This window comes from Kitasatospora sp. NPDC114501, from assembly GCF_055633695.1.
In genome coordinates this window covers 98,310-124,533 of sequence record NZ_JBVKDS010000017.1, presented here as the reverse complement: position 1 = coordinate 124,533, position 26,224 = coordinate 98,310, and the positions used below count along the sequence as shown (strand labels likewise).

Annotated in this window: 26 protein-coding genes and 1 pseudogene; 7 read left to right on the top strand and 20 right to left on the bottom strand. The window is 74.7% G+C overall.

Translation table 11 applies throughout. The annotated features are described in order from the left end of the window. Window positions 1-140: 140 nt before the first annotated feature. The 5 genes from ACZ7RU_RS29185 to ACZ7RU_RS29165 form a co-directional block, all read right to left on the bottom strand. Window positions 141-1,025: an SGNH/GDSL hydrolase family protein gene (locus ACZ7RU_RS29185; RefSeq protein WP_470343955.1), complete on the bottom strand. Its 885-nt coding sequence runs from the start codon at window positions 1,023-1,025 to the stop codon at window positions 141-143. Further along, window positions 1,000-2,286, bottom strand: a complete 1,287-nt coding sequence (locus tag ACZ7RU_RS29180; protein WP_470343954.1) for a glycosyltransferase — start codon at window positions 2,284-2,286, stop codon at window positions 1,000-1,002. Before ACZ7RU_RS29180 ends, ACZ7RU_RS29185 begins: the two co-directional genes overlap by 26 nt. Further along, the gene (locus tag ACZ7RU_RS29175; protein WP_470343953.1) at window positions 2,283-3,500 is read right to left on the bottom strand and encodes a glycosyltransferase family 4 protein; all 1,218 of its coding nucleotides are present in this window, start codon (window positions 3,498-3,500) and stop codon (window positions 2,283-2,285) included. Before ACZ7RU_RS29175 ends, ACZ7RU_RS29180 begins: the two co-directional genes overlap by 4 nt. 109 nt (window positions 3,501-3,609) lie before the next feature. Further along, complete coding sequence (locus tag ACZ7RU_RS29170; RefSeq protein ID WP_470343952.1) at window positions 3,610-3,798, bottom strand: YegP family protein; 189 nt, start codon at window positions 3,796-3,798, stop codon at window positions 3,610-3,612. Between the two features lie 120 nt (window positions 3,799-3,918). Beyond that, window positions 3,919-4,596: a TetR/AcrR family transcriptional regulator gene (locus ACZ7RU_RS29165; protein ID WP_470343951.1), complete on the bottom strand. Its 678-nt coding sequence runs from the start codon at window positions 4,594-4,596 to the stop codon at window positions 3,919-3,921. An 80-nt stretch (window positions 4,597-4,676) separates the two neighbouring features. On the opposite strand from ACZ7RU_RS29165, the gene ACZ7RU_RS29160 reads away from it, so the two are divergent. Next, window positions 4,677-5,588, top strand: coding sequence for an SDR family NAD(P)-dependent oxidoreductase (locus ACZ7RU_RS29160; protein ID WP_470343950.1), 912 nt, complete (start codon window positions 4,677-4,679; stop codon window positions 5,586-5,588). 99 nt (window positions 5,589-5,687) lie between these two features. Here ACZ7RU_RS29160 and ACZ7RU_RS29155 read toward each other — a convergent pair whose 3' ends face one another. Together ACZ7RU_RS29155 and ACZ7RU_RS29150 are read right to left on the bottom strand one after the other, a co-directional pair. Then, window positions 5,688-6,335: an HNH endonuclease family protein gene (locus tag ACZ7RU_RS29155; protein WP_470343949.1), complete on the bottom strand. Its 648-nt coding sequence runs from the start codon at window positions 6,333-6,335 to the stop codon at window positions 5,688-5,690. A 187-nt stretch (window positions 6,336-6,522) separates the two neighbouring features. Beyond that, window positions 6,523-7,980 (bottom strand): amino acid permease, encoded by a 1,458-nt coding sequence (locus ACZ7RU_RS29150; RefSeq protein WP_470343948.1) that lies wholly within the window; start codon window positions 7,978-7,980, stop codon window positions 6,523-6,525. A gap of 423 nt (window positions 7,981-8,403) precedes the next feature. Between ACZ7RU_RS29150 and ACZ7RU_RS29145 the strand changes: the two genes are divergently transcribed. Further along, window positions 8,404-8,619: a hypothetical protein gene (locus ACZ7RU_RS29145; RefSeq protein ID WP_470343947.1), complete on the top strand. Its 216-nt coding sequence runs from the start codon at window positions 8,404-8,406 to the stop codon at window positions 8,617-8,619. 45 nt (window positions 8,620-8,664) lie between these two features. Here ACZ7RU_RS29145 and ACZ7RU_RS29140 read toward each other — a convergent pair whose 3' ends face one another. Further along, the gene (locus ACZ7RU_RS29140; protein WP_470343946.1) at window positions 8,665-9,657 is read right to left on the bottom strand and encodes a deoxyribonuclease IV; all 993 of its coding nucleotides are present in this window, start codon (window positions 9,655-9,657) and stop codon (window positions 8,665-8,667) included. Between the two features lie 391 nt (window positions 9,658-10,048). Here ACZ7RU_RS29140 and ACZ7RU_RS29135 point away from each other — a divergent pair, with 391 nt between their 5' ends. Both ACZ7RU_RS29135 and ACZ7RU_RS29130 read left to right on the top strand, forming a co-directional pair. Then, window positions 10,049-11,131, top strand: coding sequence for a right-handed parallel beta-helix repeat-containing protein (locus ACZ7RU_RS29135; protein ID WP_470343945.1), 1,083 nt, complete (start codon window positions 10,049-10,051; stop codon window positions 11,129-11,131). A 62-nt stretch (window positions 11,132-11,193) separates the two neighbouring features. Continuing rightward, window positions 11,194-12,228: a methyltransferase gene (locus ACZ7RU_RS29130; RefSeq protein ID WP_470343944.1), complete on the top strand. Its 1,035-nt coding sequence runs from the start codon at window positions 11,194-11,196 to the stop codon at window positions 12,226-12,228. Between the two features lie 89 nt (window positions 12,229-12,317). On the opposite strand, the gene ACZ7RU_RS29125 is transcribed toward ACZ7RU_RS29130, so the two are convergent. The 9 genes from ACZ7RU_RS29125 to ACZ7RU_RS29085 form a co-directional block, all read right to left on the bottom strand. Beyond that, window positions 12,318-13,004: a class F sortase gene (locus ACZ7RU_RS29125; protein WP_470343943.1), complete on the bottom strand. Its 687-nt coding sequence runs from the start codon at window positions 13,002-13,004 to the stop codon at window positions 12,318-12,320. A gap of 112 nt (window positions 13,005-13,116) precedes the next feature. Continuing rightward, window positions 13,117-13,551, bottom strand: coding sequence for a hypothetical protein (locus ACZ7RU_RS29120; protein ID WP_470343942.1), 435 nt, complete (start codon window positions 13,549-13,551; stop codon window positions 13,117-13,119). A gap of 354 nt (window positions 13,552-13,905) precedes the next feature. Next, entirely contained in the window at window positions 13,906-14,235 is a 330-nt protein-coding gene (locus ACZ7RU_RS29115; RefSeq protein ID WP_470343941.1) for a TcmI family type II polyketide cyclase, read from the bottom strand. Continuing rightward, window positions 14,232-14,687, bottom strand: a complete 456-nt coding sequence (locus ACZ7RU_RS29110) for an SRPBCC family protein (RefSeq protein ID WP_470343940.1) — start codon at window positions 14,685-14,687, stop codon at window positions 14,232-14,234. Before ACZ7RU_RS29110 ends, ACZ7RU_RS29115 begins: the two co-directional genes overlap by 4 nt. Window position 14,688: 1 nt before the next feature. Then, on the bottom strand, window positions 14,689-14,949 hold the full coding sequence (locus ACZ7RU_RS29105) for an acyl carrier protein (RefSeq protein WP_387759145.1): 261 nt from the start codon (window positions 14,947-14,949) through the stop codon (window positions 14,689-14,691). A 35-nt stretch (window positions 14,950-14,984) separates the two neighbouring features. Next, on the bottom strand, window positions 14,985-16,223 hold the full coding sequence (locus ACZ7RU_RS29100) for a ketosynthase chain-length factor (protein WP_470343939.1): 1,239 nt from the start codon (window positions 16,221-16,223) through the stop codon (window positions 14,985-14,987). Window positions 16,224-16,228: 5 nt separating this feature from the next. Further along, window positions 16,229-17,485 (bottom strand): beta-ketoacyl-[acyl-carrier-protein] synthase family protein, encoded by a 1,257-nt coding sequence (locus ACZ7RU_RS29095; RefSeq protein WP_470343938.1) that lies wholly within the window; start codon window positions 17,483-17,485, stop codon window positions 16,229-16,231. Beyond that, the gene (locus tag ACZ7RU_RS29090; protein WP_387759150.1) at window positions 17,482-17,907 is read right to left on the bottom strand and encodes a cupin domain-containing protein; all 426 of its coding nucleotides are present in this window, start codon (window positions 17,905-17,907) and stop codon (window positions 17,482-17,484) included. The genes ACZ7RU_RS29095 and ACZ7RU_RS29090 overlap by 4 nt, the downstream gene beginning before the upstream one ends. 30 nt (window positions 17,908-17,937) lie before the next feature. Beyond that, entirely contained in the window at window positions 17,938-19,113 is a 1,176-nt protein-coding gene (locus ACZ7RU_RS29085; protein ID WP_470343937.1) for a SchA/CurD-like domain-containing protein, read from the bottom strand. Window positions 19,114-19,414: 301 nt separating this feature from the next. Here ACZ7RU_RS29085 and ACZ7RU_RS29080 point away from each other — a divergent pair, with 301 nt between their 5' ends. After that, window positions 19,415-21,040 carry an FAD-dependent oxidoreductase gene (locus ACZ7RU_RS29080; protein WP_470343936.1) on the top strand — a complete coding sequence of 542 codons (1,626 nt, stop codon included), beginning with the start codon at window positions 19,415-19,417 and terminating at the stop codon, window positions 21,038-21,040. 61 nt (window positions 21,041-21,101) lie between these two features. Here the strand turns inward: ACZ7RU_RS29080 and ACZ7RU_RS29075 are convergent, their stop codons facing one another. Together ACZ7RU_RS29075 and ACZ7RU_RS29070 are read right to left on the bottom strand one after the other, a co-directional pair. After that, a complete protein-coding gene (locus tag ACZ7RU_RS29075) occupies window positions 21,102-22,661 on the bottom strand; it encodes an APC family permease (protein ID WP_470344050.1) in 1,560 nt (519 codons plus the stop codon). A gap of 422 nt (window positions 22,662-23,083) precedes the next feature. Continuing rightward, window positions 23,084-24,004: a threonine/serine dehydratase gene (locus tag ACZ7RU_RS29070; RefSeq protein WP_470343935.1), complete on the bottom strand. Its 921-nt coding sequence runs from the start codon at window positions 24,002-24,004 to the stop codon at window positions 23,084-23,086. 276 nt (window positions 24,005-24,280) lie between these two features. On the opposite strand from ACZ7RU_RS29070, the gene ACZ7RU_RS29065 reads away from it, so the two are divergent. Continuing rightward, window positions 24,281-25,159, top strand: coding sequence for a DMT family transporter (locus ACZ7RU_RS29065; protein WP_470343934.1), 879 nt, complete (start codon window positions 24,281-24,283; stop codon window positions 25,157-25,159). 82 nt (window positions 25,160-25,241) lie between these two features. Next, the gene (locus ACZ7RU_RS29060) at window positions 25,242-25,502 is read left to right on the top strand and encodes a hypothetical protein (protein ID WP_470343933.1); all 261 of its coding nucleotides are present in this window, start codon (window positions 25,242-25,244) and stop codon (window positions 25,500-25,502) included. Between the two features lie 392 nt (window positions 25,503-25,894). Here the strand turns inward: ACZ7RU_RS29060 and ACZ7RU_RS29055 are convergent. Continuing rightward, window positions 25,895-26,116, bottom strand: a pseudogene (locus ACZ7RU_RS29055) (SAV_915 family protein); the annotation flags it as partial. Between the last annotated feature and the right edge of the window lie 108 nt (window positions 26,117-26,224).

Genomic DNA, 26,224 nt, shown 5'->3' with positions numbered 1-26,224 from the left:
CCCGGCTCCCTCCGTCAGGTCTCCCCGGACACGACAACCCGGGCCACCCCGATGGTTCCCGCCGGAAGGCGCCACCGATCCCAGCCGTCGGGGTACCTGCGGTCCCGACGGCCTCGACCGACCCCTGCGGTCCCGCCGCCTCACCCCAGCGAGGCCAGCGCCTGCGCCGCCGCCCGCGCCATCTGCTCGTTGTGCCGCCCGCTCGCTCCGCGCAGTCGGGCGGCGCCCTCCGCGGCCGCCAGGGCGAGCAGGCCCGGCGGCAGGTCGGTGCTGCGGGCGGCGAGCCAGCGGGTGCCCCGGGTGGCCATCCACCAGAGGTCGGCGGCCGGGCCCGGCGGGGGTTCGGCGGGCGCCGCGGCCGGGGGCGGGCCGAGGGGGTGGCCGGCCTCGGTGAGCAGTTCGTGGAACCGTCGGGCGATCAGGTGGTGGCCCTCGGCGCTGGGGTGCAGGCGGTCCACGCTCAGCAGCCGGCGCTCAGCGAGCCAGGGCAGCCCGGCGATGTGCAGGTGCACCGCCCGGTGGCGTTCGGTGAGCGCGTGCACCACGGTGTTGACCGCCCGCATCCGGCGGGCCAGCGGACGGGCGAGCGGCGCCGGGAGCCGGAGCAGGCCGCCCGGGTCGGGCAGGCAGGCGGTCAGCAACCTGGCGCCGTGGCCGGACAGTTCGCCCATCGTGGCGTCCAGCTCCAGCGTGGTGCGCCGGATGTCGAAGCCCGACCGCAGGGTGTCGTTTCCGCCGACCACCACGGCCGCCAGCCGGGGCCGCAGCGCCAGTGCCGTCGAAAGCTGACGGACCGTCAGGTCGCTGGTGAGCGCCCCGCTGTACGCCAGGTCGGTGAACTCGACGGCCCGCCCCTCAGGCGCCGGCGAACGGGCCAGGACGGCGGCCCAGCCGCGCCGGCCCTCGCCGACCTGGTCCCCGACCCCCTCCGTCAGCGAGTCCCCGAGTGCGACGAACCGCAGCAGCTCGCCCGCCGCGGGACGCTCCTCGGCCGCCCGGTCACGCCCGGCTTCCCGCATGCTCATCCCTACCCCCGTCCACCGCCTCGTCGTCGGGTACGCCGTGCGCCGCCAGGAACGCCGCCACCGCCGCCGGCCAGCCGTACCGCTCGGCCCGCGCCCGGGCGGCGGCCCGCCGCGACTCCTCCGGCCGGTCCAGCAACTGCCCTACGGCGGAAGCGAATCCGTGGCCCGTGTCGACGGCCTCCGCCCCGGCGGTCCCGACCAGCCCGGGCAGCGCGGAGGAGCGGCTGACCGCGACCGGGGTCCCGCAGGCCAGCGCCTCCAGCGCGGCGAGCCCGAAGGTCTCCACCGGTCCGGGCGCGAGCACCACGTCCGCGCAGCCCAGCAGCCGGGCCAGCTCCGCGCGCCCGCCCAGGTGACCGAGGAAGCGCACCGGCAGGCGCAGCCCGGCGGCCCGGGCCGCCAGCCGCTCCCGCAACGGGCCGGTTCCGGCCACCACCAGGACGGCGGGTCGCCGCCGGGCCCGCAGGACGGTCAGCGCCTCGATCGCCCGCTCGGGCCGCTTCTCCGCAGAGAGCCGCGAGCAGAGCACCAGCAGAGTCTCCTCCGGGGCGGCGTACCGCGCCCGCTCGGCGGCCCGGGCGGCGAGCGGCAGCGGGCGCATCGCGTCCAGGTCCACCCCGAGGGGGGCCCGGACCAGGTTCGGGGTGCCGATCCGTCGGAACTCCGCCGCCGCCCAGTCGGTGGTGCAGAGCACCGAGTCGTAGGCGCGGGCCGTGGCCGCGTTGAGCCGGTCGGCCGCCGCGCCCGCCAGCGGCCCGGGCAGGTCCCAGGCGCGCAGCACCCCGGCGGCGCTCTCGTGCGAGACCATCACCGAGCGCACCCCGTGCCGCCGCGCCCAGGCGCCGGTCCAGCGCAGCGTGGTGCGGTCGGACACCTCCAGCCGGTCGGGGGAGAGCCTGGTCAGCTCGGCGGCCACCGCCCGCCGGTCGGTGAGCAGCCGGTAGCCGCCGCTGGCCCGCAGCACCGGGCCGGGCAGGGTGACCACCAGGCCCTGTTCGGTCTCCTCCTCGGAGCGCCGCTCCCCGGGGACGATCAGCACCGGACGGTGCCCGGCCGCCCGGTACCCGGCGCCCAGGTGGCGCAGCGCGGTGCGCAGGCCGCCGGAGACCGGGGTGACGAAGTTGGCGAGCCGGACGATCGTCAGAGCCCCGCCGCTCGCCAGGGCCCCGCCGTTCACCGGCGCGCCACCGATCGTCGGCGCCCCGCCGCTCACCGGAGCCGCGCCCACCCCCGGCGCCCCGCCGTCGGGAACGGAGGTCATGCCGGCAGCTCCTCCGGCAGGACGGGCGCCACCGGCTCGACCGCCGTCGGGGCGGTGGGCGCCGGCGCCAGCCCGCGGTGCTCGGCCAGCACCTCGGCGTAGTGCCGTAGCAGCAGGTCCCCGACCGCCTCCCAGGTGCGCGCGGTGACCTCGGCCCGCCCGGCCCGCCCGTACGCGGCGCGCCGCGCCGGGTCGGCGGCCAGGTCCGCGACCGCCCGGGCCACCGCCGCACCGTCCCGGGGCGGGACCAGCAGGCCGGTGCGGTGGTGGGCGACCAGGTCCAGGGGGCCGCCCGCCGCCGGGCCGATCACCGGCACGCCGCTGGCCATCGCCTCCTGGATGGTCTGACAGAAGGTCTCCAGCGGGCCGGTGTGCACGAAGACGTCCAGGGTGGCGAAGCAGCGCGCCAGTTCGTCACCGGTGCGCCGGCCGAGGAACACCGCGCCCGGCATCGAGGCCTTCAGCCCGGGTGCCGAGGGGCCGTCGCCGACGACCACCACCCGGACCCCGGGCAGCGCCGAGGCTGCCGTCAGCAGGTCGACCCGCTTCTCCGGCGCCAGCCGTCCGACGTATCCGACCAGGACCTCCCCGCCCGGGGCGAGCGCCCGGTGCAGCGCCTCGTCCCGGTGCCGGGGGTGGAACCGCACCGAGTCCACCCCGCGCGGCCACAGCCGCACCCGCGGCACCCCGTGCGCGGTCAGGTCCTGGGCGGCGGGGGTGGACGGCGCCAGGGTGCGGGCGGCCGCCCGGTGCACGGCCCGGATCCGCCGCCAGGCGGCGGCCTCCCCGAGCCCCCGCCCGGCCCGGTAGGCGTGCGCGTACCCGGCCAGGTCGGTCTGGTAGACGGCGACGGCGGGCACTCCGAGCCGTGCCGCGACCTGCGTCCCGCGCGCGCCGAGCACGAACGGGCTGGCCAGGTGGACGATGTCCGGCCGGTGTCCGGCGATCGCGGCGGCCAGCTGCCGGCTGGGGAGCGCGATCCGCACCTGCGGGTACCCCGGCAGCGGCACCGACGGGATGCGCACCACGGGGATCCCGTCCGCCCCGGCGCCCCCGAAGGTCTCCGGCGGGCACTCGGTGCCCCGCGCCGGGGCGGGGGTGACGACAAGGGGCCGGTGGCCCCGGCGGACCAGATGCTCGGCCGTCCGCAGCACGCTGTGGGCGACTCCGTTGACCTCGGGCGGGAAGGATTCGGTGACGATGACGACGCGCATGCCGGAGTTCTGTCCGCGCCCGGCGTGCTCCCGGCCAAAGGGATCTGTCGTACAGGCGAACGCGGGTCGGCGATTCGCACCACCCACCCGCGTTCCGGAACGCGTCCCGTCACACCGACCCGGCGGTCTCCTTGAGCTCCGCGTACGGCGCGAGCTTGCGGATCGACTCGATGCTCTTCAGGCAGTCGTCCTTGCTCTCCTGCGGGTCGCCGGTCACCACGATCGCCCCGTTGCTCGCCTTGAGCCGGAACCGGTGCATGCCGCCCTCGTCCATGTACAGCTCGAATTTGCCAGCCATGCCAGAAACAGCCTTCCGCTCGGATGACCCCCTGGCCGCACCGTAGGGTCAAATCCCTTGTGCGGCACGTCAGATGATCCATCCGAGTGCACCGGGGCGGGCGCGTCGGGCGTGGCCGGTTCAGGCCTGCGGCCGGCTCCGTCCGGCGGCCAGCCCGGTGAGGGTGGCGGTCAGGATGCGGGCGAGCCGGGGTTCGACCTCGATGACGGCGTGGGCCAGCCGGGGGTCGCCGCGGTAGAGGGCGGCGACCTCGGCGCCCGGGTTCGCGATCTGCCACATCGCCCCGGCCAGCGAGACGGCCGTGGCGACCAGGTCGACGACGTCCTGCTCGTCGAGGGCGGGCAGCCGTTCGCGGACGGCCGCGCTGATCGGTTCGCGGGCGGCGAGCGTGGCGAGTTTGAAGTCGCGCACCGCGTCGAGCGAGACGTTGCGTTCGAGGTTGAGCGGGGCGTGGGCGAGCAGGTCGCAGAACATCCCGCGGGCCGCGAGGGTGGCGGCGAACGCCCGGGCCACGGCGGCCGGGCCCGGCTCCGAGCTCTCCCGCAGCCGCGCGGTCAGGGCGTCCGACCACTCCGCCCAGCCCTCGGCGGTCAGCCGCAGGAAGATCTCCTCGCGGGTCTCGAAGTACCGCAGCAGCGCCGACTTGTGCATCCCCACCGCGGCGGCGATGTCGGTCAGGGTGACGTCCCTGACGCCCTGCTGGGCGCCGAGCGACCGGGCCGCCGCCAGGATCGCGGCCTCGCGCCGGCGCTTGGCCTCGGGCGAGCGTGCGCGCTGGAACTCCGATGCGTCTTCCACTCGCCCATGGTAGGGCAACGCCGTTGCCGTAATACCGCAACGGCGTTGCGCTAATAACGCAACGGTGTTTTACTAGCCGCATGGAGCAGAACATGCAGCAGGACAGCGAACAGACCTGGTTCATCACCGGCAGCTCGCGCGGTTTCGGCCGCGCCCTCGTGCGCGCCGCACTCGAAGCCGGCGACCGGGTGGTCGCGACCGCCCGGAAGCCCGAGCAACTCGCCGACCTCGTCGAGGAGTTCGGCGACCGGATTCGCCCGGTCGCACTGGACGTCACCGACCCGGCGGCCGCCCGCGCGGCCCTGGCCGAGGCGCGCGCCGCCTTCGGCCGGATCGACGTGCTGGTGAACAACGCCGGCTACGCCAACGTCTCGCCGATCGAGACCACCGAGGACGCCGACTTCCGCGCCCAGTTCGAGACCAACTTCTGGGGCGTCTACCACGTCACCAAGGCCGCGCTCCCCATCCTGCGCGAGCAGAAGGGCGGGCTGGTCGTGCAGTTCTCCTCGATGGGCGGGCGGGTCGGCGGCTCCCCGGGCATCGCCTCGTACCAGGCGGCGAAGTTCGCCATCGACGGGTTCAGCCGGGTGCTGCGCGCCGAGACCGCGCCGTTCGGCGTACGGGTGCTGGTGGTCGAACCCAGCGGCTTCCGTACCGACTGGGCCGGCACCTCGATGGTCGTCCACGACGTCCCGGAGGCCTACCGCGAGACGGTCGGCGCCGTGAACAGGCGGCTGCGGCAGGGCGGCGACGGCACCGCGGGCGACCCGGTCCGCGCCGCCGAGATCCTGGTCCGGGTGGCCAAGCGGCGCGACGTTCCCCACCACCTGCCGCTCGGGGTCAACGCCGCCGAGGGCTCGATCGCCATGGACCGGCGGCTCCTGGCGGAGGACACCAGGTGGCGCGACGTGGCCCGCTCGGCCGACTTCGCGGAGGCCTACCCGGTCGCCTTCCCGGCGGACACGACCGACTGGGCGGACTCGGCGGCCTGATCGGTCCGAGGGGCGCGGCCGTGCGGCCCCGCAGTCCTACGGCCCCGCGGCCCGGCGGCCCGGCGCGGGGTGGGCGCCGGGCCGCCGGGCCCGCCGGGTTCAGCAGTTGTCGAGGATGCCGGTGAGCGCGCTCTTCTCGGCGCTGTCCACACCCAGGCCGTAGTACTGCTTCACCTGCACCCAGGCGCGGGCGTAGGTGCAGCGGTAGGAGGCCTGGGGGAGCCACTCGGCCGGGTCGCGGTCGCCCTTGGAGCGGTTGCTGGTGGCGGAGACGAGCAGCAGCTGGGGGCGGGTGACGTCGTTGGCGAAGGACTGGCGCTGGGCGGTGGTCCAGGCCCAGGCGCCGGAGGCCCAGGCCTCGGAGAGCGGCACCAGGTGGTCGACGTCGAAGGAGGAGGCGGTGGTGGTGGTCGCGCCGTCGTACGGCGAGGACCAGTTGCCGCTGGTGGCCTTGCAGGCGGTGTCGGTGACGACGTTGCTGCCGTCCCGCTTGACGATCCACTCGCGGGTGTCGCAGGTGCCGGCGATGGTGATCCAGGTCGGGAACAGCGTGCGGTCGTAGGTGTCGCCGTGGGTCTCCGCGGTGGCGGGCATCGCGGCGAGGTAGCTGCGGGCGGTGGCGGCGGAGATCGGGGTCGGCAGGGCGGCCTGGGCGGGGGTGCCGGCCGTGAGCACGGTCACGGCGGCGAGGGCGGCGGCAGCCGCTATGGAGGACAGGAACCGGCGCGCGGGTGCGGTGGGGGCCATGGCGAACGCTCCATCATCAGATCGGAAGAACTGCTGAGTTGCGTGCGCCAGTGTGGCGATCCGGTCACCTACGCGGGTAGACCCGGGAAGTGAAATCCTCGTGCACATCGGACGTGCACCGGACAAGTCCGGCGCGCGGCACGGGGTTCGGGGTGGTGTGTCCGGTTTCCGGCTGCCGCCGGGAAGTTCAGTCGCGGCGGCGGCCCGCCATCCAGACGTAGACCAGGATGCCCGCGAACAGGAACAGGACGCCCTGGTAGACGGCGGCATAGCCGGCCCCGGCGAGCAGCCAGAGCGAGAAGGCGAAGGCGCCGAGGCCGAGGACGGCGTCCCGCACCAGCCGCCCGCGGTCGACCTTCTCGCCGGCCCCGCGCACCAGCCAGTACAGCTGGGCGGCGGTGGACAGCAGGTACGGCACGGTGGCGGTGAAGGTGGTGACCAGCACCAGCGTGTCGAAGGCACCCTTCGCGCCGCTGGCGAAGTTGAGCACGGTCAGCACCGAGGCCAGCGCCACGCTGACCAGCACGCCGAAGGTCGGCACCCCGCGCCGTTCCCTGCCGAAGGAGGCCGGGAACAGGCCGTCCCTGGCGGCCGCGTACGGGGCCTGGGCGGAGAGCAGGGTCCAGCCGTTGAGGGCGCCGGTCATCGAGACCAGCGCGGCGACGGCGATCGCCGTGCCGCCCCAGGTGCCGCCGAACATGGCGTCCACGGCGTCCGAGAACGGCGCGGTGGAGTGGACGAGCCGCTGGTGCGCCACGGTGCCGAACACCGCGATCGTGCCGAGCAGGTAGACCACCGCCGCACCGGTGGTGCCGAGCACGCTGGCCCGGCCGACGTTGCGCTCCGGGTCGCGGACCTTGCCGGCGCTCATCGCGGCCGACTCCACGCCCAGGTAGCTGAACAGCAGGATCGCCGCGGCGGCGGTCATGCCGCCCGCCCAGCCCCGGCCGTCGGCGTCGAAGGGGCCGAGGTTCTCCGGGTCGAAGAAGAACAGGCCGCCCACCGAGACCAGCAGCAGCGGGACGAACTTCAGCACGGTGGAGACGAGTTGGACCGCCCCGACGTAGCGGGTGCCGGCCAGGTTGGCCAGCGCCGGCAGCCACTGGATGGCCAGCGCGGCGGTGATCTCCAGCGGGACGGAGTGGTGGAGCGGCAGCAGCACGTCCAGGTACCCGACGGCGGCCACGGCCAGCGCGGCGTTGCTGACCCAGGTGGTGATCCAGTACGACCAGGCGGACAGGAAGCCGGCGAAGTCCCCGAAGGCCTCGCGGGCGTAGACGTACGGTCCGCCGGTGCGCGGGCTGCGGCGCGCCAGCTGCCCGAAGACCAGTGCCAGCGCGATCGCGCCCACGGTGAGCACCGCGAAGGCGGCCAGGCTGACGGTGCCGAACGGGGCGACGGCGGCCGGGATCATGAAGATGCCGCCGCCGATGATGTTGCCCATGACCAGGGCGGTGGCGGTCACCAGCCCGAAGCGGCGGCCGGTGCTCTGCGGCGCCAGGCCGGTCTTCTGCGATGCGGGGCCGGTCTTCTGTGGTGTGGGGCCGGTCGGCGCCGGGCCGTCCGACGGGGAGCCGACCGGCCCCGGGGTCTCCGGGCCGCTCGGTCGGGTCGCCTGCCGGGGTGCGGCGGGACTGGTCTGCATGAGGGTGGTGCGCCTTTCGTGGTGCTGCTCCTGTTGCTGCTCGCGCTCGGTGGAGCGTCGTGGAGCGACCGTTCATGCTCGGACTGGGCGGCACCTTGCACCAAATCGACGGGATTTGTTCAGTTCGCTCGGTCCCTCACCGCAAGACTTGCGGTCGCGGGGCGGCCCGACGGGCACTCGTCCGGCACCCTCCGCCGCCTGTTCGACCGGATTCGCAGACGTACGCCCGGATTCGTCCGGCCGGGGGAGTTGCCTCACCCGAATGCCTCAGCCCGGTTGCGGCGTGCGCCCGAAGCCGCGCGTTCGTGTGCCAACGTTGGCGCGGCGCCTCCCCGGTGGGGGCGCCGCCCGGCCCGTCGGGCGGTCGAACCGGCCGGTCGGGGGCGCGGGTTGAGGACCAGAGACGAACCAAAAGGACATCAGATGTCGCTTCGTGGGAAGATCCGCAAGCTCGCCGTGATCGTCGCCGTGGCCGGTGCCGTGGTGGCGGTCCCGACCTCGGCCATGGCGGGCGGCTTCGCTCCGACGCAGTCGGAGGGGCAGAGCCTGGAGTCCGGAACGGCGGGCGTCGGCCTGTTCGGCCCGCACGCCACCTGGTTCAACTACGCCGAGCACGGCCAGAGCGACTGCGGCTGCTGATCCCCGCACCCTCCGGGCCCGGAGGCCGTCCGTCGGCCTCCGGGCTCACGCCTGTCCGGCGCCCACCGGCTCCCGCGGCTGCGCCGCACGGGCCGCGAGGCCCCGGAACGCCGCCCGGGCCCGCAGCTCCCTCAGCACCGCGATGTCCGCCGCGTGCCCGGTGCCGTCCCCGCCGTGCTTGCGGTCCGGGGTCTCCACCACCAGCGGCACCCCGGCCGTCTCCGGGTGCTCGAACAGCTCGCGGAACGGCTCGGCGCCGATCATCCCGGCGCCGATGTTGGCGTGCCGGTCCTTGCGGGCGCCGACGACGTCCTCGGAGTCGTTGGCGTGGATCAGCCGCAGCCGGCCCGGACCGGCCGCGGCGGCCAGGGCGTCCAGCGCGGCCGTCACCCCGCCCGGCTCCGCCAGGTCGTGTCCGGCGGCGAAGGCGTGGCAGGTGTCCAGGCAGATTCCCACCTTCGGGTGATGGTCCAGCGCCTCCACGTACTCGGCCAGCTCCTCCAGCCGCGAGCAGAGCGAGCTGCCCTGGCCCGCCGTGGGCTCCAGCAGCAGCCAGGGCGCGTCGTCGCCCAGCCCGTCCAGCTCCTCCAGCAGCGGCCGGACGTCCGCGCGGACCTGCGCCATCGCCTCGGCCCGGCGCGAGCCGCCGCCGGGCGCGGTGCCGACCGCCGAGCCGGTGTGCAGGACGACGCCGAGCGCGCCGATGGCGTGGCCGCGGCGCAGCGAGTGGCGCAGCGAGTCGGCCGAGCGCTCCCGGGTGGCCGGGTTGTCCGAGCCGAAGTTGATCAGGTACGGGGCGTGCACCCAGGCCGGGATGCCCCGTTCGGCGCAGGCGGTGCGGAACACCTCGTCCTGGGCCGGATTGCCCGGGGGAGTGGCCCAGCCGCGCGGGTTGGCCACGAACACCTGCACCGTCTCCGCACCGACCCGGTCCGCGTACGCCAGGCCGGTGCCGGCCAGCCCGCGACCGGCCACCGGGACGTGGGCGCCGATCGGGTTGCGGCGGGCGGCGGCGGACGGTACGGGCACGGTGCTCATGGTCCCGAGCATGCCACGCGGCGGGCCCCCGGCGTCGGGCGGGCCGGTCCGGGAGGTCCGGAGGCGCCGCCCCGCCCGCCACCGTCCCCGGCGAGAAGGCGTCCACTCCCCTCCACCCCGCGCCCGCCGCGCCCGACCGCCCGCGACCGCGCCACGCCCGACCGCCCGCGACCGCGCGCCACGCCGGGCCGTCCCACCTCCGGCCGACACCCCGTCAGCCCCGCAGCCCAGCCCTGGTGGCGGGCCCACCAGGCCGCCCATACCGTCGACACGGCCGCACCCACCGGCCGTCACCGCCCGCGCACAGCGCGTCAGCCCACGCCGCCGGACCGTGCGGGACCACCACACCAGCTCGAACACCACGCGCGCCGAAAGAGACAGGTCACCACTCATGCCCACGCGACGGGTCCACCACCTCGCCGCGGCCACCGCCGCCGCCACCGCTCTGACCACCGCCCTCGCCGCACTGGCCGCCGCCCCCGCGGCCCGCGCGGACATCGGCAGCTCCCCGCACTTCGTCCACCCCGGGCAGTCGATCCAGCAGGCCGTCGACGCCGCCAGGCCGGGCGACACCGTCCAGCTGCTCCCCGGCACCTACCGGGGCAGCGTCCGCATCACCACTCCCGGCCTCACCCTGCGCGGCTCCGGCGCGGACAGCGTGATCGTCCCCGGCGACGGTACCGAGAACGCCTGCGGCACCGCCGGGCACGGCCTCTGCGTGGTCGGCACCGAGGAGCAGCCGCTGTCCGGCGTGACCATCGACAACCTCGCCGTCACCGGCTTCCGCAAGAACGGCATCGACGCCAGCGGCACCACCGGCCTGACCGTCAGCGGCACCTACGTCCACGACAACGCCCAGCAGGGCATCAGCCAGGAGATGTCCACCCGGGCCGTCATCCGCGGCAACCGCTCGACCGACAACGGCCAGTCCGGCGTCTTCCTCGCCAACTACGCCTACCGCGAGGGCGGCTCGCCCGACACCGGCGGCACCGTGGTCGAGGGCAACGTGCTGACCGGCAACCGGGTCGGCGTCACCGTCCGCCGGCTGCGAGGTCTGGCCGTCCAGGACAACGGGATCAGCGGCAACTGCGCCGGCGTCTTCGTGGTCGGCGACGAGGGCGTGCCCCGCGCCGGGAACCTCGACATCCGGCGCAACACCGTCATCGGCAACAACAAGTTCTGCGCGGCCAACCCGCGGCTGGGGGCCATCCAGGGTGCCGGCATCGTGCTCACCGGCACCGAGGACACCCGGGTGACGGACAACGAGGTCCGCGACAACACGGGCACCTCGGACTTCTCCGGCGGCATCGTCCTCTTCCGGAGCGTGGTCGGCGTCTCCAACGCCCGCGCCGTGATCACCGACAACCAGCTGAGCGGCAACGGCCCCGCCGACCTCGCCGACCGCGACCCCGGCGCCGACAACACCTTCGCCCGCAACGCCTGCGAGCGCTCCGAGCCGGCCGGCCGCTGCTGAGCCCCGGCACCCCCTCGCCGCCCGCCGCCCCAGGCACTCCCATGGATCCGAGGAGCCACGCCATGACCACCGCCCCCGCCCACACCAGCCCCCAGTCCGCGATGCGCCTGCGCGAGCTCGTCTTCGGCGCCGCCTGCGCCGCCGCCGTCCGCGCGGCCGCCCGGCTCGGCGTCGCCGACGTGCTCGGCGACACCCCGACCGCCGTCACCGACCTCGCCGCCGCACTGGACATCGAGCCCCGCCAGCTGCGCCGCCTGCTGCGCGCCCTCTCCTGCTACGGGATCTTCGCGGAGAGCGGCGACGACCGCTTCGAGCACACCGAGATGTCCCGGCTGCTGCGCGAGGACGCGCCCAACTCGCTGCGCTACATCTCCCTCTGGTGCACCGAGCCGTGGACCTGGGAGGCCTGGCCGAAGCTGGACGAGGCGGTCCGCTCCGGCCGCAACGTCTTCCCCGAGCTGTTCGGCAAGGAGTTCTTCGACTACCTGCACAGCGACGGGGGCGACTCGGCGAAGGTCTTCGACAAGGCGATGACCACCTCCAGCCGGCAGTCCGCCGAGGACTTCGCCGACTACCTGGACCTCACCGGCGTCGACTCGGTGGCGGACATCGGCGGCGGCCAGGGCCACGTGCTGGCCAGCCTGCTGGAGCGGCACCCGGCACTGCACGGGACCCTGCTCGACCTGCCCAAGGTGGTGGCCGGCGCCGACCCCCGGCTCCAGCCCGGCGGCGCCTTCGCCGCCCGGGCCCGCCTGGTGCCGGGCGACTGCCGGGTGGAGATCCCGGTCCGCGCCGACCTCTACATCATCAAGAACATCCTGGAGTGGGACGACGAGAGCACCCGCCGGACCCTCGCCAACGTGGTGAAGGCGGCCGGCTCCGGCGCCCGGGTCGTGGTGGTGGAGAACCTGGTCGACAACAGCCCCTCGATGCGGTTCACCACCGCCATGGACCTGATGCTGATGCTCAACGTCGGCGGCGCCAAGCACTCCGAGGAGAGCATGGTCGGGCTGATGGCGGAGGCCGGGCTGACCGTCACCGCGGTCCGCCCGGTCAACCCCTACCTGCACGCCTTCGAAGCCACCGTGAGCGGCTGAGCCCCGCCGCCCCCCCGCACACGACCGCCGGCCCCCGACACTCGGGGGCCGGCGGTCGTCGGCGTCGAATCGGACGACCGGCGTGCGGGTCAGCCGGGGTGCGAGGACTCCAGGTGGGCGAAGACCACCACGTTGTCGAGGTAGTCCCGCCGCTTCTTGTCGTACGTGCCGCCGCAGGTGATCAGCCGCAGCTGGGCGTCGGGGGTCCTGCCGTAGACCTTCGCGTCGGGGAAGGCGTCCTTGGCGAAGGTCTCCACCGAGTCCACCGAGAACACCGCGACCGTGCCGTCCGCGCGGCTCACCTCGATCTTGTTGCCCGGCAGCAGGAAGCTCAGCAGCAGGAACACCGCCGGGCCCTTGGAGGTGTCCACGTGGCCGGCCAGGACGGCGCTGCCGCGCTCGCCCGGGGTGACGCCGTCCCGGTACCAGCCGACCAGGTTCTTCTCGTCCGGCGGCGGCGCGTCGAGCTGGCCGGCCGGGTTGAGCGCCAGTTCGGTGAACGGCGCGTCCACGGCGATCTGCGGGATCCGCAGCCGGGTCGGCTTGGCGCGCTTGAGCACCGGCGTCCGCGAGCCGCCGGCCGGGGCCTGGGGAGTGGCCCCCGACGGCCCGGGGACGGCCGGCCCGGCGGCCGCCGGGGGAGCGGGCTTGCCGTCCTGCGCGTCGGCGTCCGACCCGGTGTCCACCGAGTTGTAGATCAGCAGCAGCCCGACCGCTGCCGCGCCCATCCCCGCGCGCAGCAGCCGGGGCATTCCAGAGGCGGGACCGCCCGTCATTCCTGTCCTCCGCTCAACCGGTTCCGCGACGGACCGCCGCCCCCGGCGCGCCCGCCCCGGTGCGGGGAGGACGCCCGGAGGCGGCGGAAGCAGGTGCCCTACGCGTCAGGCGTCAGGCGACCGCGCCGGAGGCGCGGCGACCGCGGCGCAGGGCGTACGCGCCCGCCCCGAGGCCGCCGAGCAGCAGCACCGCGCCGGAGGCGAGCCCGCCACCGGACAGCGCCAGACCGCCGCCACCGGTGTGCACGCCGCCGTGCGGGGTCCTGTGGTCCTCGTCCTTGGCTTCGGTGGCCTTGTGCTCGTCGGTGCTCTTGTGCTCGTCGGTGGCCTTGTGCTCGTCGGCGCCCTTGTGCTCCTCGGAGGCGGCACCGACCTTCTTCTCGTCGGTGGCCTTGGAGTTGTCGGAGGTCTTCGTCTCGGACTGCTTCTCCTGCCAGGTCAGGTTCTTGCCCTGGTCGGCGGCACCGTCGGCGAAGGCCATGGGGGTACCGACGGTCAGGACGGCGGCGACGGCCGCCCCGGCGAGCAGCGTGCGTGCAGAACGCATGAGGATGATCCTTCCGGCGCGCAGGACCGCGACTGCCGGCACGGTGCCGGACAAGGGGACTCGCGGGGGGTGCGCCTGATCCACCGTCATCCACCGTGCGGCCGCCTGCCACCGGAGCGTGGCAGCGCCGGTGCGCAGGGTGCGCCCTTCGGGTGGAGTCCCGGGTGTGTTCACCCGACCGGCCGGTGGATCCGGGTGAATCCGAGCCGGGTGAATCGGGCCGGTGAATCGGGGTCGGGCGGGCACGCGCCGAGCGTGCCCGCGCGGGGTGGACCCGAGCCGGGCGAGCCCGGCCGGGCATGCGCGGGCCCGCCCCCGGCACACGGCCGGGGGCGGGCCCGTCGGGACGCGCGGTCAGCGCTCCCAGCGGTAGAACTCCCGCGCCATCGCGTCCTTCGGCTCCCGCCAGGTGGCCGGGTCGTACGCCTGCACGTAGGCGGTCAGGCGGTCGCTGACGGTCCGGAACTCCGGGTGCCCGGCGACCTTGGCGACGGCCGGTCCCGGCGGGCGGTCGGCCTCGATCAGGTGCAGGTAGACGTCGCCGAACTGGAAGAGGCTGCGGCCGGTGACGCCGATCAGGTGGGGCAGTTCGCCCCGGTCGGAATCGGCGAACACCTCGGCGATGTCCGGCGCGGCCTCGGGCTTCATCCGGGCGACGATCAGCGCCCGGTGCGCGCCGGTCACAGCTCCGCCGCCCGCTTCTCGACCTTCTCCCGGATCAGCTGCATCTGGATCTTCGAGTTGCGGTTGATGTGGCCGGTCATGCCCTCGTCGTCGACCGGGGCGGTCGGCTTCATCGCGAAGTCCTGGATCCAGCGCATCTTCGTCCCGGCCGGCACCTCCGCGTAGTCCCAGCGGATCTCCATGAACTCGAACGGGCCGGGCTCCACCCGGCGGGCGCGCACCGTCAGCGCGTCCCGGTCGGTCTCCCGCTCGGAGACCCAGCTCCACACCTGGCCGTTGTCGTCCGGGTGCATGGTGAGCCGGAACCGGACGAGGTCGCCCCGCCGGTCCAGCACCTCCACCGAGGCGTACTCGCTGAACAGCTGCGGCCAGTTCTCCAGGTCGTTGGTCATCTCCCAGACCAGGTCGAGCGGAGCGGCGATGACGATCTCGTTGTCGGTGTGTCCGGGCATCTCAGGCACCAGCCTTCGTGGCGAGGGAGGAGTTGACCAGTTCCAGGAACTCGGCGGGGGTCTTGGCCGACTCGGCGCCCGAGGTGACCTTGAGGCTGTGCCGGTTCTCCAGCTCGCCGACCACGCCGAGCAGGCCGAGCGAGTCGATGCCGAACGCGTCGAACTCCGCTCCCGGCCGCGCCAGGTCGCCCGGGTCGACGGTGACCCCGGCCCGGGCCTGGAGCAGTTCGGCGAGTTCCGGATAGCTGAGGGTGTTGCTCACGGGGTGTGTCCCTTCGATGGTGTGACGGGAGTGGTTCAGGGCCGCGCGGACCGGACCACCAGCGCGGAGTTGGAGCCCATCAGTCCGCGGCTGACCACCAGGGCGGTGTTCAGCTCGGCCGGGCGGGCGCGGTCGGTCACCAGGGCGAGGTCGTGGCAGACCTCGGTGACGTTGGGGGTGGGCGGCAGCACGCCGTCCTCCATGGCGAGTACGGCCGCGGTCACGTCGAGCATCGGGGCGCCGCAGTAGGCCCGCCCCGTACCGGACTTGGGCGCGGTGACCGGGACCCGTTCGGCGTACGGGCCGAGCGCGTCGGCCAGCGCCAGGGCCTCCGCCCGGTCGGCGGCCGGCACCCCCAGGGCGTCCGCGAAGACCACGTCGATCTCCTCGGGCGCGATGCGGGCCTCGTCCAGCGCGATCCGGATCGCGGCCGCCATCCCCTCCCGGGACTCCGCCCAGCGGGAGGGCCCGGTGAAGGTGGCGCCGTGGCCGGCCAGCCGCGCCCGGACGCGGGCGCCGCGCAGGCGGGCCGTCCGTTCGTCCTCCAGCAGCAGCATCGCGCCGCCCTCGGCGGGGGAGAAGCCGCAGGCCTGCGCGGTGAACGGCAGGTACGCCCGCTCGGGGTCCTCGGCCAGGCTGAGCTCGGGGTAGCCGAGCTGGCAGACCATCGAGTACGGCGCCAGCGGGGCCTCGGCGGCGCCGACCACCACGGCGTCGGTGCCGCGCTCGATCGTGCGCGCGGCGTGCGCGAGGGCGTCCAGCCCGCCGGCCTCGTCGCTGGCGACCACCCCGCAGGGGCCCTTGTAGCCGCCGCGGATCGAGATCTGGCCGGTGCTGGCCGCGTAGAACCAGGCGATGGACTGGTACGGGCCGACGAACCTCGGTCCCTGGCCCCAGAGCTGCTGGAGCTCGCGCTGGCCGAACTCGCCGCCGCCGGAGCCGGCCGCGGTCACCACGCCGACCGCGTAGGGCTCGTCCGGGTCGGACCGGAACCCGGCGTCCGCCACCGCCAGGTCGGCGGCGGCCATCGCGTAGTGCGTGAAACGGTCGGTCTGCACCAGGAAGCGGTTGTCGATCGTCGACTGCGGTTCGAACCCGTTCACCTGGCCCGCGATCCGGAGCGGCAGCCCGGTGCAGCCCTCGCGGGATATCCGGTCGAGGACGCTCACGCCCTGCCTGGTGGCCTTCCAGAAGGCGTCGGCCCCGACCCCGTTCGGCGCCACCACGCCGAGGCCGGTGACCACCGCCCGGCGGCCCTGTTGACGTGACGTCATGGAACTCACCCCGTTCTGTTGAGCACGACGGCGGACTGGAATCCGCCGAATCCGCTGCCGACCGAGAGGATGTGGCTCAGCGGCAGCTCGCGCGCGGTGCGCGGCACGTAGTCGAGGTCGCACTCCGGATCCGGAGTCTCGTAGTTGGCGGTCGGCGGCACGACGCCGTGGGCGAGCGCCAGGGTGCAGGCGACGACCTCGATGGCGCCGATCGCGCCGAGCGAGTGCCCGACCATCGACTTGATCGAGCTCATCGGCGTCCTGAAGGCGTGTGAGCCCAGCGAGCGCTTGACCGCGGCGGTCTCGTGCCGGTCGTTCTGCTTGGTGCCCGAGCCGTGCGCGTTGACGTAGTCCACCTCGGTGCGGTCCACCCGGGCGTGGGCGAGCGCGTGGTCGATCGCCCGGGACATCTCCAGCCCCTCCTTGGTGAGGCCGGTCATGTGGTAGGCGTTGCCGAAGGTGGCGAAGCCGCCGATCTCGCCGTAGATCCGGGCGCCGCGGCGGCGGGCGTGCTCCAGTTCCTCCAGCACCAGGACGGCGCCGCCCTCGCCGAGGACGAAGCCGTCCCGGTCGGCGTCGAAGGGCCGGGAGGCGTGCCGGGGGTCATCGTTGCGCTCGCTGGTGGCCTTGATGGCGTCGAAGCAGGCGACGGTGATCGGCGAGATCGGGGAGTCGGAGGCGCCGGCGACGCAGATGTCGGCGCGTCCCTCCTCGACCGTCTGGAAGCCGTAGCCGATCGCGTCCAGGCCGGAGGTGCAGCCGGTGGAGACGGTCTGCACCGGGCCGTGCGCGCCGGTCCGCTCGGCCACCGCGGAGGCCAGCGTGCTGGGGGCGAAGGCCCGGTGCAGCTGCGGCTCGGCCTGCCGGTGGTCCACGTCCCAGCGGGCTCCGGCCGCGCTCACCAGGGCGTAGTCGTGCTCCAGCCGAGTGGTGCCGCCGACGGCGGTGCCGAGCGAGACGGCGATCCGCCACGGGTCCTCGGCGGCCAGGTCCAGGCCGGCGTCGGCGATCGCCTCGTCGGCCGCGACCATCGCGAACTGCACGTAGCGGTCCGCCCGTTGGACGTCCTCCCGGCCCAACCCGTGGGCCGCCGGGTCGAAGTCGACCTCGGCGGCGATCCGGGAGCGGAACCCGGTGGGGTCGAAGAGCGTGATGCCCCGGGTCGCGGTGCGGCCGGCCGTCAGCAGGTCCCAGAACGCCGGTACGCCGACCCCGCCGGGTGCGACCACGCCGATCCCGGTGACGGCGACGCGCCGGGTCACGAGCCCACCTTGGCGTGTTCCGGCGGCCCGGACGCCGCGGTCCCCTCGGTGCTCACGTGCCCGAGGTCGGGGCGCGGGGCGAGCGGGCCGAGGTGGAAGACCATCCGGGCCTCGGTGTCGCCGACGTTGCGGAAGCGGTGGCGCATGTTGATCGGGATCATCAGGCCCTGGTCCGGCTTGAGCGGGTGGGGCTTCCCGTCCAGGTCCACCTCGAGGTCGCCGCAGACGACGAACACGAACTCCTCGGAGTACGGGTGGTAGTGCTCGCCGATCCGCTCGCCGGGCTTGACGATCGCCAGGCCCATGAAGCCGCTGGTCGCGCCGCAGCTGGTCGGAGTGAGCATGGTGCGCAGTTCGGCGCCGTGGCGGCGGTTCTCCGGTGCCTCGTGGACGCTGACGATCCGTGGGGACTGCGTGGTCATGGAGATCCTCCCGTGTGGAGTGACGGAACGTCAGTTGTTGATCGGGTCGGCGGAGACGCGGTCGGTGACCGGGTTCATGGCGCGGGCGGCGAGGAAGGCGCCGAGCCCGGCGGAGGTGCGCAGGTCGCCCTGCGGGCCGAGGTCGAGCAGCCCGGCGAGCACGGCGGCCTGCCGGTCGTCGGTCACGCCGAGGGCGGCCGCCGGGTCGGCCTCGGCCGGCACCCGCAGGTCCACCAGGCGCACCACCACGTCCTCGCGGTGGAAGACGGTGGCCGCCGCGACCGGCCCGGTCGGGTCGGCGGTGGCCAGGTCGTCGTGCTCGGCCAGCAGCTCGGCCACGGCCTGCCCCCGGCCCGGGCGGACCGGGTAGAGCACGGCGTGCCGGTGCAGCCGGGCGGAGGCGGGGGAGCCGGCGACCGCCTGGTGCCGGGCGGGCAGCGCGGCCCTGGCGAAGAACGCCCGGGCGGCCTGCGGGTCGCCCAACTGGCGGGCCTCCTCCAGGTGCGGGTTGAGCGCCTCCTCGACGGCCCGCACCTCGGGCTGCATCGCCACGTGGCGCAGCGCGTCGCCGAGGTCGCCGATCACCTCGACGGCGCGGACCACCCGGTTGCCGAGCATGAACAGCGAGGTGCGGCGCAGCCTGGTGTGCTCGTCCACCTCGGCCCGGGGGGAGGCGTAGCCGGAGAGGATCCGGGCCACCTCGGGCTCGCTGCCGGGCTTGACGGTGAAGGTCAGCGCGTGGCGGACCACGCCGTCCGGGCCCGGGTCGGCCCTGGGCGGCCCGACGTGTCCGGCGGGCGTGGTGCGCGGCAGCCCGGGCGGCACCTCCATCGGGGCCCGGGTGCCGGTCGAGCCGGCCGCCGAGGTCTCGCGCAGCACGGCGTAGCGCAGCGAGCGGAAGTTGTCGCTGACGCAGCCGTGCATCGGCTTGACCATCTCCCGGTGGGCCGGGCTGTCCACCCACTTCAGGAAGGTCTCCTGGTCCTTCCACTCGCTGGTGATCAGCCACTGGCGCGGGTCGTTGATCGACTGGCACAGCTGGTCGCTGACGTGGCCGGGGACGGAGGCCACCTGGTGCCGCAGCTGCTCGTACACGTCGAGGAAGCGCTGCTGGGCGCCGTCCTGGATCTCCAGCATCAGCACGACCCGCAGCCGGGTGTCGGCCTCGTCGTGCTGCTTCGGCTGGGGTTCGGACAGAGTTGTCATGGTCCACTTTCTGCTCTGGGCCGCACGCTGCGGGCCGTGTCGGCCTGCCCGGCGGGTGCTCCCCGGCCTGGGAGGGCGGTGCGACGGCGGTTCGGCCGGGCGAGTCGGCGCCAGGCCTGAGGTCGATCGTGGGCGGCGCACCGGGCGCGGCGCGAGATTTGCGGGCCATCCGGGCGAAGGGGCGGCACGGACGCCCTCCAGCGGGGGATGGAAGACCGGGGCCCCCGGCTGAGCGGGCCCGTCGGGCGGCGCCGGGCCCAGTCGCCGGGCCGCGGAATCCCCTGACAGGGTGGAGCAACTGATGAATCCGAAGGTTGACGACCGGGTGCCGGTCCTGATCGTGGGCGGCTCGCTGGTGGGGCTGTCGGCCTCACTCTTCCTCGGTCGGCTGGGGGTTGGACACCTGCTGGTCGAGAAGCACGCCGACACCTCGCATCATCCGCGGGGCCGCGGCAACAACGTCCGCACCATGGAGCTGTACCGGGTGGCCGGGGTCGAGCCGGCGATCCGCGAGGCGGCCTCGATCCTGGCCCCCAACCACGGCATCCTCCAGGCGCCCTCGCTGACCGGCGCCGAGCAGGAGTGGCTGTTCCGGGACATCGACCCGGGCGGCCGGCTGGCCCGGTTCAGCCCCAGCTCCTGGTGCCTGTGCAGCCAGAACGACCTGGAGCCGGTGCTGGTGCGGGCGGCCCGCGAGCTCGGTGGCGACCTGCGGTTCAGCACCGAGCTGGTCTCCTTCGAGCAGGACGCGGACGGCGTGACCTCGGTGCTGCGCAGCCGGGAGAGCGGCGAGGAGCGGGTGGTGCGCTCGGAGTTCCTGATCGCCGCGGACGGCCCGCGCAGCCCGGTCCGGGAGGCGCTGGGCATCGGCCAGAGCGGCAAGGGCGAGCTGTTCCACAACGTCAGCATCACCTTCCGGGCCAAGCGGCTGGCCGAGGTGGTCGGCGACCGGCACTTCATCGCCTGCTACCTGACGAACCCGGAGGCGGACGGCGCGCTGCTGCCGGTGGACAACCAGGAGGAGTGGGTCTTCCACGCGCCCTGGCACCCGGAGCACGGCGAGCCGCTGGAGGCCTTCACCGACGAGCGCTGCGAGCGGCACATCCGCACCGCCGTCGGCCTGCCGGAGCTGGACGTCGAGGTCACCGGCCGGGCGCCCTGGCACGCCGCCGAGCGGGTGGCCGAGCGGTACGGCGCGGGGCGGGTCTTCCTCGCCGGGGACTCCGCCCACGAGATGTCCCCGACCGGCGCGTTCGGATCCAACACCGGCATCCAGGACGCCCACAACCTGGCCTGGAAGATCGCCGCGGTGCTCTGCGGCTGGGCCGGGCCGCGGCTGCTGGAGACGTACGGGCAGGAGCGCCGTCCGGTCGCCCGGGTGACCGGCGAGCGCGCCTCGGCCCGCTCCGCCGAGCACAGCCACCCGGGCTACGCGGTGGTGCCGGGCGTCGGCCGGCAGGCCGGGGTGCTGGCGGTGGCGCTCGGCTACCGCTACCCGGTCGGCGCCGTGGTCGGCGCGGACCGCGACGGCCCGGTGGTCCCCGAGCAGTTCGAGTCGGCGGGCGAGCCGGGCAGCCGGGCGCCGCACCAGTGGCTGCTGCGGGCGGGGGTGCGGCTGTCCACGCTGGACCTGTACGAGCAGGCGATGGTGCTGCTCACCGGCCCCGAGGGCGGTGCCTGGCAGGCCGGGGCCCGGCGCGCGGCCGACCGGCTGGCCGTCCCGCTGGACGGCCACCGGATCGGCGACGGGGCGGAGGACGACCTGGCCCCGGAGCCCGGCGCGGACTTCGCCGCGCTGCACGGCATCGGCCCGCAGGGCGCCGTGCTGGTCCGCCCGGACGGCTTCGTCGCCTGGCGCTCGCCCGGCCCGGCGCAGGACGCGGAGGCCGAGATGGTCACGGTGCTGCGGACGGTGCTGGGTCTGTGAGCGCGCGGAAGGGCCCGCCGGTCGCACGGCCGGCGGGCCCTTCCGGGGTGTGCGGGGTCGGTCAGTGGCCGCCCGCGTCGACCACCTCGATGTCGGCGACCTCGTGCTCGATCGCCTCGGCGGGCAGCGCGACCCGGATCGCCCAGAAGTAGATGACCAGCGCGAACACCGCCACCAGGGCCATGTCCCACCACATCGGGATCCGGCCGGTGCCGTCGCCGAAGCCGCCCTGCCAGGAGATCAGGCCCAGGCCCACCAGGTAGACCGGCAGCCACTGGGCGGACTTCCAGCTCAGCCGCGGCGCGTTCGGCAGGCCCTTGCGGATCGCGTACGCCGCGTAGCCGCCGAGCAGGACGTAGCCGAGCACGATCGCGATGCCCAGGCGGGACAGGGTGTGCCAGCCGGCCCAGTAGATGATCAGGCTGGAGACCACGAACGCGGCCGGGGAGATCACGCCGCCCAGCGGCAGCCGGTAGGAGCGCTCCCGGTCGGGCAGCCGGCGGCGCAGGGCGCCGAAGGCCAGCGGGGCGCCGGCGTACATCAGCACGCTGGCCGAGGTGATGAAGCCGACCAGCTCCTGCCAGCTCGGGAAGGGCAGGAAGCAGATCACGCCGGTGACGAACGACATGGCCAGGCCGAACCACGGCACGCCGTTCTTGTCCAGCTGCTCGAACTTCTGCGGCGCGTAGCCGTTCTTGCTCAGGCCGTAGGAGATGCGCGAGGTGGAGGTGGTGTAGATCAGGCCGGTGCCGCCGGGGGAGACGATGGCGTCGAAGTACAGCACCCAGGCGAGCCAGCCCAGGCCGACCACGGTGGCGAGGCCGGCGAACGGGCCCTCGATGCCGGGGAAGTCGAGCTTGTCCCAGCCGTTGACGAAGGAGCTGACCGGCAGCGCGCCGATGAAGGCGACCTGGAGCAGGACGTAGATCAGGGTGCCGATGGCGACCGAGCCGAGCACGGCGCGGGGGATGTCGCGCTTGGGGTTGCGGCTCTCGCCGGAGATCTGGATGGCCTGCTCGAAGCCGAGCAGCGCGAAGATGATGCCGCTGGAGCTGATCGCGGCGAGCACGCCGTGGGCGCCGAACGGGGCGAAGCCGTGCGAGGTGAAGTTCGAGCCGTGGAAGTTGTTGATCGACAGCGCCAGGATCGTGAGCAGCGGGACGCCGATCTTGAGCCAGGTCGCGACCGAGTTGGTGGCCGCCAGGACCCGGACACCGAGGAAGTTGACCGCGACGAACACGCCCATCAGGAGCACCGCGACGACGAACCCGCTGGTGGTGAGGGTGCCGTTGTCGTTGAGGAAGCTCTTGGCGAACTCCCAGTGGCCGGCGTAGCCGATCATCGCCTCGACCTCGATCGGGGCGACGGTGGCGGCCTGGAGCCAGGAGAACCAGCCGAACGACATGCCGGCCAGGCCGCCGAAGGCGTAGTGCGGGTAGCGCGCGGTGCCGCCGGCGACCGGGAACATCCCGCCGAGCTCGGCGTGCACGAGTGCCAGCAGCACGATCGCCACGGCGCCGATGCCCCAGGAGACGAGGGCGGCCGGTCCGGCGGCGACGACGGCGTTCTTCGCGCCGAACAGCCAGCCGGAGCCGATGATCGAGCCGACCGAGGCCCACATGAGGCCGATGAGGCCTACGTGGCGCTTGAGCGACCGGTTGGTCGTGCCGGGTTCTGAGCCAGTGCTCTGTCCGGGCGGCGAGATCTGGTTGAGGGAAGCCATGAACGATCTCTCTGTGGGTGGGGGCTCCGGGGTGGGCGGAGCGCGGAGAGTTGCCACACAGTAGGTCTATTCATAGAGGTCTGCACAGATTTCATTACTGAATGTTTACCTTCTTTGCCGGATATCCGTGCAGGTAGGAGGCATTCTGTTCAGTTGTCTGTTACGTTACCGGGCGGTAGGTCCAGCATTTGAGCATGCCTTGAGCTTGGTCATTCCGGTCCGGCAATATTGTCGCCCCCGGGGGTTATAGGAATAGCGGGCCATGCATGGTCATGCCGGCCGGCCCGGAGCGGGCCGGCCGGGCCAGGCCTGACGTGCCGTCAGTTCGCCAGGTCGGACGGGTCGGTGTTGGCGCCGCAGAGCAGGACGGCCACCCGCTCGCCCTCGGCCTGCCCGAGCGCGGCGAGGGCGGTGGAGGCCGCGTACTCGACGGCGATCCGGCGGTCCTCCCAGAGCTGCCGGCGGGCGCGCACGATGGCCTCGTCGTCGACCAGCACCGAGCGGACGCCGGGGTGCGCGGCCGCGTCCACGGCGAGGGCGGTGGCGCGGCGGGCGCCGAGCGCGTCCTGGGCGACGGAGTCGACCGGGACGTCCACCGGGCGGCCCGCCTCCAGGGCGGCGTTCAGCGCGCGACTGCCCGTCGGCTCCACGGCCAGCACCCGGATGCCGTGCTCGCGGGCCGCCACCGCCACCCCGGCGAACAGGCCGCCGCCGCCGACCGACACCACCACGGTGTCCAGTCCGGGCACCTCGGCGCGCATCTCCGCCAGGATCGTCCCGGCGCCGGCCGCGATCAGCGGGTGGTCGTACGCGTGCGAGGGCAGTGCCCCGCTGTCGGCCGCGAACTCCTCGCAGGCGGCCAGCGCCTCCGCGTACTCACGGCCCGTCAGCCGCACGTCCGCGCCGTACGAGCGCAGCCGCGCCAGCTTCACCGGGGAGGCCGTCTCGGGCAGGAACACCGTTGCCCGGACGCCGAGTTCACGGGCCGCCCAGGCGCAGGCCAGCCCGGCGTTGCCGCCCGAGGCGATGGTCACCCCGGTGTCCGGGAGGGTGCCCGCCTCGGCGTGGGCGAGCAGGAAGTTCTGCGCGCCGCGGGCCTTGAAGCTGCCGGTGTGCTGGAGGAACTCCAGCGCCAGCCAGGTCCGTCCGCCGTCGTCCCCCGGTGCCACCGCCACCGGGCGCACCCGCCCGGCGATCCGCTTCCCGGCGGCCTCGACCTCGTCGTACGTCAGCTGGTCCATCGTGTTCCGCTCCTTCGTCGAGGGGGTGCGTTCCACCGGGAGTCCCGGCCAGGGCGACGGTACGTCCCGTTCGTGGACGGGGGGAAGCTCGCGATCACCGGCGCCGGGCGGGGCGTAGGCTGCCCCCGTGCGTCCTGTGATCCTCGCCCCGCCGACCCGCTAGCGGGCGGCCCACTCCACCCACTCCGGCCCGACGGGACCAGCCCGCAGCCGGGGCGATGACTGCCGCCCGCGTTCAGGGACCCCGACCGGCGACTCATCGTGGAGTACCGACGCATGACCTCGTACGCCGCCGTGCCCTTCCGGCACGGCCTCCTGTCCATTTCCGCCGCCGCCGTCGCCTGGGGCGTGGGCGGCGCCGTGTCCGCGCTGCTGATGCGCACCAGCGGGCTCGGTCCGGCGGGCGTCTCCTGCTGGCGCTTCGGCGTCGCCGCGCTCTGCCTGGCCCTGCTGCCGGGCCGCGAGCCGCGCGCCGAGCGGGGCGCCGCCCGGTGGCGCCCCGCCGTGCTGACCGGGCTCGGCCTCGCGGTCAGCCAGTGCGCCTACTTCGGCTCGGTACGGTACGCGGGCCTCGGCCTGGGCACCCTGGTCACCATCGGCGCCGGCCCGGTGTTCACCAGCCTCGGCGCCCACCTGCTGCTCGGCGAGCGGCTGACCCGGCGCGCGGCGGCCGCGGTGGTCCTGGCCCTGGGCGGCCTCGCCCTGCTGGTGGCCGCCCCGGCGGCGGGCCCGCGCCCGGCCCTCGGGGTCGCGCTGGCCGTCCTCGCGGGCGCCGGCCAGAGCGGCCTCACCCTCTGGGCCCGGGGCGGCGGCTCGGCCCGGGCCGGCACCGGCGCGTTCACCGCCGGCCTGCTCTGCCTGCTCCCGCTCGCGGCCGTCCAGGGCGTCCACGGCGTGCTGCCGACGGGCGGGGACCCGGTCGCCACCGCGGTGGCGCTGCTCTTCCTCGGCACGGTGCCCACGCTGTACGCCTACCGCTGGTACTTCACCGGCCTGACCGCCGTGCCCAGCACGACGGCCGCGGTGCTGGTCCTGCTGGAGCCCGCGACGGCGGCGGTGATCGGCGTGCTGTTCCTCGGCGAGCCGCTGACGGCGGGCCTGCTGGCGGGCTCGGCGCTGCTGCTCGCGGCCATCGCGGCGCTGGCGCGCGAGTAGCCGAGGGCGGCGGGCTCCGGCGGCCACCCGGGCGGGCGCCCTGTGGTCGCCGAGGGCCCCGTGGCGTGCTGTGGTGGTCCGCATGAACAGCTCACTCCCGGCCCGGGTGGCCGCCGCGACCGCCTCCGTCCTCCTGCTCACCACCGTCGCCGGGGCCGTGGTCGCCGCCGCCGGACCGGCGGCGGCCGGCGGGCGCCGGGACGTCACCGCGGAGCAGTGCCGGGGCGCGGGCGGGCACGTCGAGGGCAGCGGCTACTGCGTCGACGCGGTCGGCGACGACGCCTGGGGCCAGCCCGTCGACGGTCAGGCGATCAACCCGGATCCGCGGCCCGGGGAGGAGTGAGCACGGTACGGGCCCCGCGACCCGCCCCCGGTCGGGGAGCGGGTCGCGGGGCCCGTGGCGGTTCGGGTCAGGGCACCGGGCGCAGGGTGACCGGGGCCGGGGTGAGGGCGCGCAGGACGAGGTCGATGTGCACCCTGGCGGCGCCCGCGCGGTGCAGGGCGGTGGCGATCGTCCGCAACTCGTCGGGGCCGGTGCAGGCGAGGCGCAGTTCGAGGTCGGCCTCGCCGGCCAGCGCCAGGCCGCTCTGGACGGCCGGGAACTCGGCCGCGAGGCGGTCGAAGTCGAGCGGGACCGGGCCGTGGCTGATCCGGGGCCGGGTCGCCGGGCGGCGCGGTGACGGATGACGTGGCGACGGAGGGGGCGGTGACGGACGGGGCGACCAGCCTCGGGTCCAGCACCACGGTGTCGATCCCGAGCGGGGCGATGAGGCCGCGGAGGGCGGGCTCGCCGAGCTCGGTGTGGGCCTGGTCGGGCCCGAGGAGGGCGGCGAGGGCTTCGAGGCTGGAGAATCCGACCGCGCAGCGGCGGCCGTCGCGCAGGCGGAACAGGCGGAGTGCGGTGGTGCTCCCGGTGCCGGAGGTGGTGACCGGAACGTGCCAGACGTGGCGGGCCATGCGGATGCTCCCGAGTGGGGTGGTGGTGCCTGCCGGAACTACTTCCTCGAAGCTAGGGCGACCCGGCCCGGGGGTCGCCGGTCCTGACGCACCGTTGACCGAATGGGG